Annotated in this window: 15 protein-coding genes; 14 read left to right on the top strand and 1 reads right to left on the bottom strand. The window is 66.1% G+C overall.

All coding sequences use genetic code 11. The annotated features are described in order from the left end of the window. Positions 1-28 precede the first annotated feature (28 nt). The 11 genes from ADBZ9K_RS25020 (at position 29) to ADBZ9K_RS24970 (ending at position 9,697) form a co-directional block, all read left to right on the top strand. Positions 29-244, top strand: coding sequence for a hypothetical protein (locus ADBZ9K_RS25020; RefSeq protein WP_526624938.1), 216 nt, complete (start codon positions 29-31; stop codon positions 242-244). A 106-nt stretch (positions 245-350) separates the two neighbouring features. Further along, positions 351-950: a LysE/ArgO family amino acid transporter gene (locus ADBZ9K_RS25015; RefSeq protein WP_526624937.1), complete on the top strand. Its 600-nt coding sequence runs from the start codon at positions 351-353 to the stop codon at positions 948-950. Between the two features lie 65 nt (positions 951-1,015). Beyond that, positions 1,016-1,600: a TetR/AcrR family transcriptional regulator gene (locus ADBZ9K_RS25010; protein ID WP_526624936.1), complete on the top strand. Its 585-nt coding sequence runs from the start codon at positions 1,016-1,018 to the stop codon at positions 1,598-1,600. 14 nt (positions 1,601-1,614) lie between these two features. Beyond that, the gene (locus tag ADBZ9K_RS25005) at positions 1,615-2,601 is read left to right on the top strand and encodes an ABC transporter substrate-binding protein (protein WP_526624935.1); all 987 of its coding nucleotides are present in this window, start codon (positions 1,615-1,617) and stop codon (positions 2,599-2,601) included. A gap of 23 nt (positions 2,602-2,624) precedes the next feature. After that, a complete protein-coding gene (locus tag ADBZ9K_RS25000) occupies positions 2,625-3,323 on the top strand; it encodes a queuosine precursor transporter (RefSeq protein WP_526624934.1) in 699 nt (232 codons plus the stop codon). A gap of 110 nt (positions 3,324-3,433) precedes the next feature. After that, positions 3,434-4,081, top strand: a complete 648-nt coding sequence (locus ADBZ9K_RS24995) for a 5-oxoprolinase subunit B family protein (RefSeq protein ID WP_526624933.1) — start codon at positions 3,434-3,436, stop codon at positions 4,079-4,081. An 11-nt stretch (positions 4,082-4,092) separates the two neighbouring features. Next, positions 4,093-4,986, top strand: coding sequence for a 5-oxoprolinase/urea amidolyase family protein (locus tag ADBZ9K_RS24990; protein ID WP_526624932.1), 894 nt, complete (start codon positions 4,093-4,095; stop codon positions 4,984-4,986). A gap of 9 nt (positions 4,987-4,995) precedes the next feature. Further along, positions 4,996-5,547 carry a GNAT family N-acetyltransferase gene (locus tag ADBZ9K_RS24985; RefSeq protein ID WP_526624931.1) on the top strand — a complete coding sequence of 184 codons (552 nt, stop codon included), beginning with the start codon at positions 4,996-4,998 and terminating at the stop codon, positions 5,545-5,547. A gap of 287 nt (positions 5,548-5,834) precedes the next feature. Then, positions 5,835-6,341, top strand: a complete 507-nt coding sequence (locus ADBZ9K_RS24980; RefSeq protein ID WP_526624930.1) for a MarR family transcriptional regulator — start codon at positions 5,835-5,837, stop codon at positions 6,339-6,341. Between the two features lie 15 nt (positions 6,342-6,356). Further along, positions 6,357-6,797 (top strand): MmpS family transport accessory protein, encoded by a 441-nt coding sequence (locus ADBZ9K_RS24975; protein ID WP_526624929.1) that lies wholly within the window; start codon positions 6,357-6,359, stop codon positions 6,795-6,797. After that, positions 6,794-9,697, top strand: coding sequence for an MMPL/RND family transporter (locus ADBZ9K_RS24970; protein ID WP_526624928.1), 2,904 nt, complete (start codon positions 6,794-6,796; stop codon positions 9,695-9,697). Before ADBZ9K_RS24975 ends, ADBZ9K_RS24970 begins: the two co-directional genes overlap by 4 nt. Here the strand turns inward: ADBZ9K_RS24970 and ADBZ9K_RS24965 are convergent. Further along, entirely contained in the window at positions 9,694-10,455 is a 762-nt protein-coding gene (locus tag ADBZ9K_RS24965) for an isocitrate lyase/PEP mutase family protein (RefSeq protein WP_526624927.1), read from the bottom strand. The two genes, ADBZ9K_RS24970 and ADBZ9K_RS24965, sit on opposite strands and share 4 nt — an antisense overlap. A gap of 155 nt (positions 10,456-10,610) precedes the next feature. Between ADBZ9K_RS24965 and ADBZ9K_RS24960 the strand changes: the two genes are divergently transcribed. The 3 genes from ADBZ9K_RS24960 (at position 10,611) to ADBZ9K_RS24950 (ending at position 13,766) form a co-directional block, all read left to right on the top strand. Next, complete coding sequence (locus ADBZ9K_RS24960) at positions 10,611-10,907, top strand: Rv0250c family protein (RefSeq protein WP_526625628.1); 297 nt, start codon at positions 10,611-10,613, stop codon at positions 10,905-10,907. 68 nt (positions 10,908-10,975) lie between these two features. Then, positions 10,976-11,812 carry a succinate dehydrogenase subunit SdhC gene (gene sdhC / locus ADBZ9K_RS24955; RefSeq protein WP_526624926.1) on the top strand — a complete coding sequence of 279 codons (837 nt, stop codon included), beginning with the start codon at positions 10,976-10,978 and terminating at the stop codon, positions 11,810-11,812. Between the two features lie 37 nt (positions 11,813-11,849). Beyond that, a complete protein-coding gene (locus ADBZ9K_RS24950; protein WP_526624925.1) occupies positions 11,850-13,766 on the top strand; it encodes a fumarate reductase/succinate dehydrogenase flavoprotein subunit in 1,917 nt (638 codons plus the stop codon). The last annotated feature ends 2 nt before the right edge of the window (positions 13,767-13,768 follow it).

Here is a 13,768-nt window from a genome sequence, read left to right as displayed (position 1 = left end):
TGAGGCAGATCACAGCCGGAGGTATGCGATGAGCAGCGTGGAACCTTCTCCCAAGTTGGTCGTGGCGGCACGCGCCCACCGCGACGCCAACACCACGTCCGCGCTGATGGCGTTCCTCATGGTCGCGATCGTCGTCGCCGCCGTGGCCGGCGTGGTCGTGGCCTTGACGATGGGGCACGCGGCTTTCGTGCTGAGTATCGTGCTGATCGCCTTCGGCCTCATCGCCGCCGCCGCGATCTGCTGACGCGGTTCGGCGCCGATCGCCGGACTCTCGCCCACTTAAGTGGGACTAATGCATGTGAAGAATCTTTAGCTGTACTGGATTAGTCGCGGCCCCTACCGTCGATGGCATGACCTCGCCGCTGCTCGTCGGATTCCTGACTTCGTCCGCGCTGATCGCCGCGATCGGCGCTCAGAACGCGTTCGTGTTGCGTCAGGGCATCCGGCGTGAGCACGTCCTGGCGGTGGTCAGCGTGTGCGCGGTGTCCGACCTCCTGCTGATCACCGCCGGTATCGCCGGGGTCGGTGCACTCGTCACGGCCCATCCCCAAACGGTCACCGTCGCCAAGGTGGGAGGCGCCGCGTTCCTCCTCGGCTACGGCGCGCTGGCCGCACGCCGCGCCCTGAAGCCCTCGGTCATGGCCCCCGCGCAGGACGGCTCGACCCGACTGGTCTCGGTGCTGCTCACCTGCCTGGCGATGACGTTTCTCAACCCGCACGTCTACCTCGACACCGTCGTGCTGCTCGGCACGCTGGCCAACCAGCACCCCGACGGCCGCTGGCTGTTCGGCGTCGGCGCGGTGACCGCCAGCGTGGTGTGGTTCTTCAGCCTGGGATTCGGCGCCCGCCGGTTGACCGGATTATTCGCCACCCCGCTTACCTGGCGGGTCCTCGACGGACTGATCGCCGCCACCATGATCGGGCTCGGCATCTCCCTGATCGCGTCCTGAACCGTCTCCGACAAAATTGACGCGTCGGCAAGCGTCGCCATCAGGTCGTAGGCGAGAATCGAGGCATGCCGCGGCCGCAGTCACATCCCGGTCTGAGGGAACGCAAGAAGATCAAGACCCGCAAGGCCATTCGCCAAGAGGCCTTCCGGCTTTTCGAGGAGCGCGGCTACGCTCAGACCACCGTTGAGCAGATTGCCGAGGCCGCAGAGGTCTCACCCAGCACCTACTTCCGGTACTTCCCCAGCAAGGAATCGGTCCTGCTGGCCGATGACCTGAGCATGGCCATGCTCGACGCGCTGGCCGGTCAGCCCGCGGCGATGACGCCGATCGCGGCCTTCCGCTGCGCGGTGCACGACGCCTACGAGGTAATGACCGCCGACGAGTGGGACACCGAGAAAGCCCGCCAGCGGCTCATCTACTCCCTGCCCGAACTGCAGCCTGCCCTTCGTGAGGAGTACAACGCCCTGGTCAACGGTGTCTCCGAGGCGATGGCCCGTCGCCTGCAGCGCACCCCGCACGACCTCGACATCCGCGTCTTCGCCGGCGCGGTGATCGGCGCGGTGATGGCACTGGGCAACCGCGGACCGTTCTCGCTCGACAACGTCGACCAGGCGATGGACGTTTTGGAGTCGGGTTTAACCCTGAAGTGAGCTAATCTCGCGCCGTGGGCACGCACTGGACCAGGCGTGGGTTCTTCGGCGCCGCCGGTGCGGCGGGGGCACTCCTCGTCGCGGCGTGCGCGTCGGACGGCTCGGGGGATGATGCGCCGCCGAAATCGGTGACGATCAAGCACATCTTCGGCGAGACCACCGTGGCGGCACCGCCCAAACGCGTTGTCAGCGCCGGTTTCACCGAACAAGACGACCTGCTGGCGGTCGGGGTCGTGCCGGTCGCCGTGACCGCCTGGTTCGGCGACCAACCCTTCGGGGTGTGGCCCTGGGCGCAGGCCAAACTCGGGTCGGCTCAGCCCGCTGTTCTGAATCTGGACAACGGAATTCAGGTCGACGAAATCGCCGCACTCAAGCCCGATCTCATCGTCGCCGTCAACGCCGGGCTCGATGCCGACACCTACAAGAAACTGTCGGCGATCGCGCCGACGATCGCCCAATCCGGCGGCGACGCGTTCTTCGAACCCTGGAAGGACCAGGCCAGCGCCGTCGGCACCGCCGTGTTCCAGGGCAGGCAGATGAAACAGCTCATCTCCGCGGTCGACGACAAGTTCGCCGAGGTGGCCAAGAACAACACCGGATTCAAGGACCGCAAGGCCGTGCTGTTGGCCGGCAGCTTCTTCGACAACGCGGTGACCGCGACGGTGTCCGGCTGGCGGACCGAGTTCCTGACCACGATGGGCTTCCAGATCCCCGACAGCATCAAGAGCTACGCCGTCGACAGCCACCGGGCCGCCATCCCCCGCGACAAGCTCGCCGACGCACTCGACGGTGCCGATGTGCTGATCTGGTCCACCGAGAGCGATGCCGACCAGGCGACGCTGTTGGCCGACCCGGCCGTCGCCGCACTGAACGCGACCAAGCAGAACCGCAACGTCTTCACCGGCAAGGACCTCGCCGGGGCGATCGCGTTCGCCTCGCCACTGTCCTATCCGGTGGTGGCCGACCAGCTGCCGCCGCTGCTCGCGCGCGCGCTGGGCTGACCTGTCGTGCTTGGATAGCACCCGTGACGAGCAGCCAGGCCACCACGCGCCACGACGCCCCGACTCCCGGATTCGCCCAGGTCGGCTCGCTCTACTATCCGATCCTCGTCTCCGTCTTCACCGCGCTGGTGATCATCTCCAATGTCACGGCCACCAAGGGGGTTGCGTTCGGGCCGATCATCACCGACGGCGGATTCATCGTCTTCCCCCTGACCTACGTCATCGGTGACGTGCTCTCCGAGGTGTACGGGTTCAAGGCCGCGCGGCGGGCGATCATCCTCGGCTTTGCGATGAACGGGCTAGCGGCACTGGCGTTCTGGGTGACGATCTACCTACCGGCGGCCGACTTCTACACCAACCAGGAACATTTCGAGAACATCGTCCACGCCTACACCCAGTTGATCGTCGCCGGCCTGGCCGGCTTCATCGTCGGCCAGACCATCAACGCCTGGACCGTCGTCAAGATCAAGGAGCGCACCAAGGAAAAGCACCTGTGGGCGCGGCTGGTCGGCTCGACCTTCGCCGGCCAGCTCGGTGACACCCTGGTGTTCTGCAGCATCGCCGCCGGCGCGATCGGGATCACCAGCTTCGGCGACTTCGCCACCTACACCGCCCTGGGCTGGGTTTACAAGACCGCCGTCGAGGTGGTGATGCTCCCCGTCACCTACCGGGTGATCGCCTACATCAAGCGCCACGAACCGACCTATACCGCAATGGTGTGACGGCTGCGATAAATATGGGATGCCTGGCAGCTCTGAATCTTCGATAAGGCAGTTCTGGCAGTGCTCGAAAACCCGCAAACCCCGCCCCTCGACGGATCTACCGTCGGTGGATGAGTGTGGCGACAGATCCCCAGGTGTCCACCACCATCCGTGATTACGGCGACCAGGCGCTACTGCTGGAGTGCGCCTCCACCGACGAGGTGCTGGACCTGGCCGCCGCCCTGCGTGCGGCCCACCTGCCCGGCGTGCTCGACATCGTCCCGGCCTCCCGCACCGTGCTGTGCACGCTGGTCGACCCGCGCTACCAGGCACCCACCCGCCAGCGACTCAGCCGGTTGCGCATCGATCGCACGCCCACCGGCGATCCGCGGCAGCTGCGCGTCGACGTGATCATCGACGTCGTCTACGACGGCGCCGACCTCGCCGATGTCGCCGAGCACACCGGCATGGCCGTCGCCGACGTCATCGACGCGCACACCGGCACGCCGTGGCGCGTCGGATTCGGGGGATTTGCACCGGGTTTCGCCTACCTGGTCGGTGGCGACCCCCGCCTGACGGTGCCCCGGCGCAGCGACCCGCGGACCGCGGTTCCGGCCGGCGCGGTGGGGCTGGCCGGGGAGTTCAGCGGGGTGTACCCACGCCAATCGCCGGGCGGCTGGCAATTGATCGGGCGCACCGAGGCGGTGCTGTGGGATATCGGCCGCGCACAGCCCGCGCTGCTGCTGCCCGGTATGTGGGTGCAGTTCAGGGCCGTCTGAGGGAGCTCGAGATGATCACACTGGAAGTCCTGCGAACCGGGCCGCTGGCGCTACTGGAGGACCTCGGCCGGCCAGGCCTGGCCCACGTCGGGGTGACCCGCTCCGGGGCTGCCGACCGCCGGTCACACCGGCTGGCCAACCGCCTGGTGGCCAACCCCGACGACCGGGCCACCGTCGAGATCACCCTGGGCGGGTTCGCCGCGCGGGTCCGCGGCGGTGCGGTGGACATCGCCGTGACCGGCGCCGACACCGACCCGGCGGTCAGCGGAGTTCCGTTCGGCACCAACAGCATTCACCACGTCCGCGACGGCGAGGTGATCTCACTGGGCGCACCGCACTCCGGGCTGCGCAGCTACCTGGCGGTCCGCGGCGGCATCGCCGTGGAACCCGTCCTGGGCTCGCGCAGCTACGACATGATGTCGGCGATCGGGCCGCGACCGTTGCGCCCCGGTGACGTGCTGCCCGTCGGTGCGCATACCGACGACTATCCCGAACTCGATCAGGCCCCGGTTGCCGCCATCGCCGGGGACCTGCTGGAGCTGCGAGTGGTGCCCGGCCCACGCGACGACTGGTTCACCGACCCGGACGCCCTGGTGCACACGGACTGGATCGCCACCGATCGCAGCGACCGGGTGGGCATGCGCCTGGCCGGACGGCCGCTGACCCACTGCTGGCCCGACCGACAGCTGCCCAGCGAGGGGGCCACCCGGGGGGCGATCCAGGTGCCGCCCAACGGCCAGCCGGTGATCCTCGGGCCCGACCACCCGGTCACCGGCGGCTACCCCGTCATCGGCGTGGTCACCGACGCCGACACCGACAAGGCGGCCCAGGCCCGGCCCGGCCAGACGGTGCGCCTGCACTGGACCCGGCCACGTAATGCAGCGGGGAGTTCCCCGGGCTGGTAAAGCTGAGGTGTGCACGCGCAGGTCCACACCGCCCGGCTGATCCACACCAGCGATCTGGATGCCGAGACCCGTCACGACGCCCAGCAGATGGTGGCCGAGGCGTTCGGCGGTTGGACCGACTTCACCGCCGACGATTGGGAGCACGCGCTCGGCGGCATGCACGCCATCATCGTTCACCGTGGCGCCCTGATCGCCCACGCTGCCGTCGTGCAGCGGCGGCTGCGCTACGACGGGTTGGCGTTGCGTTGCGGGTATGTCGAAGCCGTCGCCGTGCGCGAGGACTACCGCGGGCAGGGGCTGGCGCACGCCGTGATGGACGCGATCGAGCAGGTGATCCGCGGCGCCTATCGCATCGGGGCACTGAGCGCGAGCCCGGCCGGCGAGAAGATCTACCGGCCCCGCGGCTGGTTGCCCTGGCAGGGCCCCACCTCGGTGCTGACACCCACCGGCATCACCCGGACCCCCGAGGACGACGGCTCCATTTTCGTGCTGCCGGTCGACGTCCAGGTCGATACCACGGCCGAACTGGCCTGCGACTGGCGCGACGGCGACGTCTGGTAGCCACGACGGAACAGGTAGATAGCCGACGCTATATATTCATGAACCAGGCGTCCGGCCGACCCGATCCGTTCTGGATTCCCGGTCAGCCCTAATTCCCTGTGACGCAGGGGTTCTCAGCCGAGAGGGTCTGGCGGCAGTGCCGTTTGGATCGGCCACGCGGGTCTGCATCTGTCAGCGGCGAGGCCGACGAGGGGGCTGTGCCATCCAAGCCAATCTGGGAAGATGCTGTACCGGCAGCCAAGACGACCCCGATTGCCGCTACATAGGGGCCGTGATATAGATACCGAGTGGGTATCGAGCTGACCGATCGCGATGTCAGCGAGTGCATCGGGGACGTCCTGGACCAGGCCGTGGATCTGACGATACGGTCCCTCAGCGATCGCGCCGACCTGAGCACGACCGCCGCGAGCACCTTGAACCGGCTGGACCGCGAGGGGCCCATTCGCTTGACCTCCCTGGCGGCAAAAGAGGGCATCAGCCAGCCGTCGATGACCCAGCTGATCCAGCGGCTCGAACGCGCCGGCCAGGTGACCAGGCTCCCCGACCCTGACGACGGGCGAGCCACACTGATCGGAATTACCAGCGCCGGCCGGGCGTTACTCGACGAACGTAAGCGCATGCGCCGGGAACGACTGGCCGCATTGATAGCAAGCCTGACCCCCGAGGAGCAGTGTGCACTGTGGAATTCGGCGCGGGTGGCATTTCCGATCCTGTGCCGACTCACGGCCGAAGCTGAGCGCGCGGAGGACCGAATGACGGAGACCGGGACGACCGCGCCGCGGCCGGCTCCCTAACGGAAGGTATTCGGGGTGAAGACTATTCCGGTTGGTCGCGGGCTGAAAAAGGTATGGATACCAATTGTGCTGGTGGTGGTGCTGGCGGTTTCGGGCCTGGTTGTCTCGCGTCTGCACAGGATGTTCGCGTCACAGGACCTCAATGCCGGCTCCGGCGCCGGCATCGAGATCGTCCAGTTCAATCCCAAGGTGATGGTCTACGACGTAGACGGCTCACCCGGGAGCACCGCTCAGATCAGCTACTTCGATCCCGACGCAAAGGTGCACTACATCACCGCGCCGCTGCCGTGGTCGATCACCTTGTCGACGACGTTGCCGGCCGTCAGTGCCAGCCTCATGGCGCAGACCGACGGCGATCAGATCAGCTGTCGCGTCACTGTCAACGGAACCGTCCGTGAGGAGCAATCGGCCAATGGGATCAACGCCCAGACCTACTGCCTGGTGAAGTCCGCATGACACACACCGTCACCGCGCCGGAATCCGGCAGCAGCGCAAAGCGTCCCGTCCTTCCGCACCTGATCCGCATCCTCGCCGTGCCGATCGTCCTGTTCTGGATCGCGGTCGCCGTCGGCGTCAACGTGCTCGCGCCCCAACTCGAGGTGGTCGGCGAGTTGCACTCGGCGCCAATGGCTCCCGAGGATGCGCCGTCGATGCGGGCGATGAAGCTGATGGGCTCGAATTTCAAGGAGTTCAACTCCAACAGCACCATCATGGTCGTGCTGGAGGGTCAGCACCCGCTCGGCCCGGACGCCCACGCCTACTACGACGAGATCATCCGCAAGCTGGAGCAGGATCCCGAGCACATCCAGCACATCCAGGACTTCTGGGGTGACACGCTGACCGCGGCCGGCGCGCAGAGCGCCGACGGCAAGGCCGCCTACGTGATGCTGAACCTCGCCGGCGAGCAGGGCCAGACGCTGGCCAACGAGGGTGTGGATGCCGTCCGCAAGGTCATCGAGGACACCCCGGCACCGCCGGGCGTGCAAGCCTACGTCGCCGGCCCGGCCGCACTCACCGACGACCTGCATGTCATCGGCAACGCCAGCCTCGCCGAGATCACCCTGATCACCCTCGCCGCGATCGCGATCATGCTGCTGGTGGTCTATCGCTCGGTCCGCACGACGCTGATCCAGCTGTTCTTGACCTTCCTGGGACTGCTGACCGCCCGCGGCGTGGTCTCGATGCTGGCCGTACACGGCGCCTTCGGGCTGACGACGTTCGCCGGGAACATCCTCACGATGCTGGCCATCGCCGCGGCCACCGACTACGGCATCTTCATCTTCGGCCGGTACCGCGAAGACCGCGGCATGGGGCTGGACCGGGACGACTCCTACTACGCCACCTTCAAGTCCGTCGCGCCCGTCATCGTGGGTTCCGGACTGACGATCGCGGGGGCGACGTACTGCCTGTCCTTCGCCCGGCTGCCGTACTTCTCCACCATGGGCGCCCCGGTCGCAATCGGCATGCTGGTGATCGTGGCGATCGCCGTCACGCTCGGCCCGGCCGTTCTCTACCTGGGTAGCCGCGTCGGCCTCTACGAATCCAAGCGGCCTCCCCAGAGCCGATTCTGGCGCCGGGTCGGTACCGCGGTAGTGCGTTGGCCCGCACCGATTTTCGTCGCCAGCCTGTTCGTGGTGCTGATCGGCATCGTGGCCATACCCGGGTACAAACCGGCCTACAACGATCAGTACTACCTACCCAAGGACGCCCCGGTCAACCTCGGCTTCGCCGCCGCCGACCGGCACTTCACCCAGGCCAGGATGAACCCCGACATCCTGATGGTCGAAGCCGACCACGACATGCGCAATCCGGCCGACATGCTGGTGCTGAACAAGGTTGCCAGCAACGTCATGCACACCGAGGGCATTGCGATGGTGCAGAGCATCACCCGGCCGCTGGGTATCCCGATCCAGCACAGCTCGATACCGTTTCAGACCAGCATGCAGGGCCAGACCAGCAACATGAACCTGCCGTTCCAACGGGATCAGTTGGCCAACCAGCTCAAGACGGTCGATACGATGAACACCTCGATCGACATCCTGGAGAAGCAGTATCAGCTCTCGCTCAAACAGACCCAGCTCACCCAGGACTCCGCGGCCAGATCGGCCGACCTGCTCGAGACCACGAAGCAACTGCGCGACAACATCGCGAACTTCGACGACCAGTTCCGGCCGCTGCGGGCCTACTTCTACTGGGAGCCACACTGCTTCGACATCCCGATGTGCGCAGCAGCGCGTTCACTGTTCGACTCCCTCGACGGGATCGACGCGGTAACCGAGAAAACCCAAGGGGTGCAGGGCAATACCGATCAGCTGGCCGACCTCGCGCCGCAGCTCACCGCGTTGCTTCCGCAGACGATCGCGTCGATGAAGGTCAGCAGAGATCTAGCGCTGGCGTCCTACAACTCGCAGACAGCCCTGCTCGACCAGTTGCAGGCGAGCAACGACACCGCACTGGCGATGGGGGAGAGTTTCGACCAGGCAAAGAACGACGACCTGTTCTTCCTACCGCCGGAAGCCTTCCAGAATCCCGACTTCCAGCGCGGGCTGAAGATGTTCCTGTCTCCGGACGGCAAGTCCGCGCGCATGTTCATCACCCACGAGGGCGACCCGGCGACGGTCGACGGCATCGCCCGGGTCGACTCGGAACGCAAGGCCGCCCAGGAGGCCTTGAAGATGTCCTCGCTGTCTAACGCCAAGATTCACCTCGGCGGCGTCGCGGCGACCTACAAGGACATGTCCGATGGCGCACGGTACGACCTGCTGATCGCGGTCGTGTCGTCGCTGACGCTGATCTTCATGATCATGCTCATCCTGACCCGCAGTGTGGTCGCGGCCCTGGTGATCGTGGGTACGGCCGGCAGTTCGATCGCCGCGTCGTTCGGCATCTCGGTGCTGATCTGGCAGGACCTGTTCGGGATCCAGGTGCAGTGGCTGGTCATGCTGATGTCGGTCATCATCCTGTTGGCGGTCGGCTCGGACTACAACCTGCTGCTGGTCTCCCGCTTCAAGGACGAGATCCACGCCGGCCTCAAGACCGGCATCATCCGCTCGATGGCCGGTACCGGCGGCGTGGTGACGTCTGCCGGGCTGGTGTTCGCCGCGACCATGGCGGGGATGATGATCAGCAAGCTGGTGGTCCTGGCCCAGATGGGTTCGACGATCGCCATCGGGCTGCTGATCGACACCTTCATCGTGCGCTCGCTGCTGATGCCGTCGATCGCGACCATGCTGGGCCGATGGTTCTGGTGGCCGCAGATCGTCTACCCGCGGGGCGACAACCACTTCCGCAAGCCGGCACCCCAGCGGCCGTCGCGCGACGATGCCGACACCGCCGCGCTGCCCGCGCAGGCCTAGTGCCAGCGGTCGAGGATCTCGCGTGCCCGCACCGACAGCGCCGCCTGCCAGAACGGGCCGAAGCTGATCCGCGCCACCCCCAGCGGACCGAACGACGCCGGGTCGTCGGATTCGGGTACCGCGATGGCGTTGATCGGCAACGGCAGGTCTGCTGCCAAGCGGCGCAGCGTGTCCGGGTCGTGCCGGCCCACCGGGTAGAGCACGTCGGCGCCTGCCGCGGCGGCCTCGGTGAGCCGGGCGATCGCCCGGTCGACCCGGTCGGCATCGTCGCCGTCGTTGCGCAGGAACAGATCAGTGCGGGCGTTGACCACCACATGCACCCCCGCTGCGTCCGCGGCCGCGCGCAGGGCGCCCACCAGTGCGGCGTGCTCGGCGGACGACCGCAGTCGCTTGCCCTCACTGTGCACGGTGTCCTCGATGTTCAAGCCCACCGCGCCGGCGTCGAGCAGGCCGTCGATCAACCGCTGGCCCGGTAGTCCGTACCCGGATTCGACGTCGACCGAGACCGGAACATCCACGGCGGCGGTGATCTGGGCGACCCGGGCCACGACGTCCTCGAAGGCCATCCCCTCGCCGTCGGGCTTGCCGACGGAGTCGGCCAGTGGGTGGCTGCCGACGGTCAGGGCCGCGAACCCGGCATCCACCGCCAGCTTCGCCGACCAGGCGTCCCACACCGTGGGCAGGACAACCGGGTTACCCGGTCGATGCAGGGCCAACAACGCCTCGGCGCGGCCGGCGAGATCCTTCTGACTGGGCACCACGTCACCTCTGTTCTGTCGGGGGTTCGGGCTGTGCAACGCAACGGGCGCGTGGCCATTTCCGGACGTGACCTGTCTCACGTTGCGTTCCGAATGTGGCTAGCATCGATTGTCGTACTGTGATCCATGACACCTTCGCACCCCTTGGAGGTCCGTTGTCCACCACCACCGAACTGGCCGAACTTCACCATCTGATCGGCGGTCTGCGCCGCTGCGTGACCTCACTGAAGTCCAAGTACGGCGACACTCCGGCAATGCGACGAATCGTCAACGATGCCGAGCGCATCCTCAATGACGTGGAACTTCTCGATATCGACGCCGATGAGCTTGCCCTAACCCAGCAAACCGCCGTGGTCTCGGGAGAGAAGATCGGAATCCCCGACACCCCGTACGACTCCACCTTCTGGCAGGACGTCGACGACGAAGGAGTCGGCGGCCACAGCCGCCGGTGACCCGATGTAATCCGGGTGCCGTGATCTAGGTACCCTCCGATGAGTTCATGCGAAGGGGATCACAGTAGATGAGCGCACCTGCGGGTAACCGCCCTGCGACCGGCGTCTTCTCACCCGGCCGTGCCCAGATACCGCAACGCACGCTGCGGACCGACAACTGGCTGAAGTCCCCGATCTGGACGGACCTCGGCTTCGCCGCCTTCGTCATCTACGCGACGGTGCGGGCATTCCAGCGGGACCACTTCTTCGTCCCGCAGTATCACTACCTGACGCCGTTCTACTCGCCGTGCTTGAGCAAGGCATGCGGTGAGGCAAGCGATTTCTGGCCGCAGATCCTGCCCGCGACCGGACCGCTGTCCTTGCTGCCGTACGCCTTCCTGTCGCTGCCCTTCCTGCTGCTGTTCCGGTTGACCTGCTACTACTACCGTGGCGCCTACTACCGTTCGGTGTGGCAGTCCCCTACGGCGTGCGCGGTGGCCGAGCCGCACGCGAAATACACTGGCGAGACCCGCTTTCCGCTGATCATCCAGAACACCCACCGGTACTTCTTCTACATCGCCGGCATCATCTCGCTGATCAACACCTACGACGCGATCGTCGCGTTCCACTCCGAGACCGGCCCCGGTGGCTTCGGATTCGGGCTGGGCAACATCATTCTGGTTGGCAACGTGGTGATGCTGTGGGTCTACACGCTGTCCTGCCACTCCTGCCGCCACGTCACCGGCGGTCGGCTCAAGCACTTCTCCAAGCATCCGGTGCGGTACTGGATCTGGACCCAGATCAGCAAGCTGAACACCCGGCACAAGCTGTACGCCTGGATCACATTGGGCACTCTGATGTTCACCGATTTCTACGTCATGCTGGTTGCCAGTGGCACCATCTCTGACCTGAGATTTGTTGGCTGAGAACACCTTTGAACAACCATAGCTTGAGCGAGGTCAAATGACGGTGGAAGTCGAACGGCATTCCTACGACGTAGTCGTGATCGGTGCCGGCGGCGCAGGCCTGCGTGCGGTGATCGAGGCCAGGGAACGTGGTCTCAAAGTTGCCGTTGTGACGAAGTCGCTGTTCGGCAAGGCGCACACCGTCATGGCCGAGGGAGGTTGCGCTGCGGCGATGCGCAACGTCAACACCAAGGACAGCTGGCAGGTGCATTTCGGTGACACCATGCGCGGTGGCAAGTTCCTCAACAACTGGCGAATGGCCGAGCTGCACGCGCAGGAAGCCCCCGACCGGGTGTGGGAGCTGGAGACCTACGGCGCGTTGTTCGACCGCACGAAAGACGGCAAGATCAGCCAGCGCAACTTCGGTGGCCACACCTACCCGCGCCTGGCACACGTCGGTGACCGCACCGGCCTGGAGATCATCCGCACCCTGCAGCAGAAGATCGTCTCGCTGCAGCAGGAAGACAAGAAGGAACTGGGCGACTACGAGGCCCGAATCAAGGTCTTCCACGAGTGTTCGATCACCGACCTGATCCTCGACGACGGGAAAGTCGCCGGCGCGTTCGGTTACTACCGCGAAACCGGGAAGTTCGTGCTGTTCGAGACCCCTGCCGTAGTGCTGGCCACCGGCGGTATCGGAAAGTCGTTCAAGGTGTCGTCGAACTCGTGGGAGTACACCGGCGACGGGCATGCACTCGCACTGCGCGCCGGTACCGGCCTGATCAACATGGAGTTCATCCAGTTCCACCCGACCGGCATGGTATGGCCGCTGTCGGTGAAGGGCATCCTGGTCACCGAAGGCGTCCGCGGCGACGGCGGTGTCCTGAAGAACTCCGAGGGCAAGCGCTTCATGTTCGACTACATCCCCGACGTGTTCAAGGGGCAGTATGCCGAATCCGAGGAAGAAGCCGACCAGTGGCTCAAGGACAACGACTCCGCGCGCCGCACCCCTGACCTGCTACCCCGCGACGAGGTCGCCCGCGCCATCAACGATGAGGTCAAGGCCGGCCGTGGCACCCCGCACGGCGGTGTCTACCTCGACATCGCCTCCCGGATGACGCCCGAGGAGATCAAGAAGCGCCTCCCGTCGATGTACCACCAGTTCATCGAGCTGGCCGAGGTCGACATCACCAAGGACATGATGGAAGTCGGCCCGACCTGTCACTACGTGATGGGCGGTATCGAGGTCGATCCCGACACCGGTGCCGGCGCGACCCCCGGGCTGTTCGCTGCGGGCGAGTGCTCCGGTGGTATGCACGGATCCAACCGCCTCGGTGGCAACTCGCTGTCCGACCTGCTGGTGTTCGGCCGGCGCGCCGGACTCGGCGCGTCCGACTACGTGCGAGCGCTCTCGCAGCGTCCGACCGTGTCGGATGCGGCTGTCGAAGAGGCCACCACGCTGGCGCTGTCGCCGTTCGAGCCGAAGCCCAACGCCGAGAACCCCTACACCCTGCACGCCGAGCTGCAGCAGTCGATGAACGACCTCGCGGGCATCATCCGCAAAGAAGGCGAACTTCAAGAGGCTCTGGCCAAGATCGACGAGCTCAAGGCGCGTTACGCCAACGTCGTCGTCGAGGGCGGACGGGTCTTTAACCCCGGGTGGCACCTGGCGATCGACATGCGCAACATGTTGCTGGTCAGCGAGTGCGTGGCCAAGGCCGCGCTGGCGCGCACGGAAAGCCGCGGCGGACACACCCGTGACGACTACCCGAAGATGGACGCCCATTGGCGCAACAAGCTGCTGGTGTGCCGGGTGGCGCCGGGCGAGGCCGACTCGGTCGTTCCGGACGTGACTGTGACCCCTGAGCAGCAGCCGGTGATGCGGCCCGATCTGCTGGCCACGTTCGAGCTGAGCGAACTCGAGAAGTACTACACCGACGATCAACTTGCCGAGCACCCGGACCGGAAGGGCTGACA

It is taken from the genome of Mycobacterium sp., assembly GCF_965229265.1.
In the GTDB taxonomy this organism is placed as follows: domain Bacteria; phylum Actinomycetota; class Actinomycetes; order Mycobacteriales; family Mycobacteriaceae; genus Mycobacterium.
Note: the sequence above shows the minus strand (reverse complement) of the source record. Positions and strands in the feature narration are given on the sequence as shown.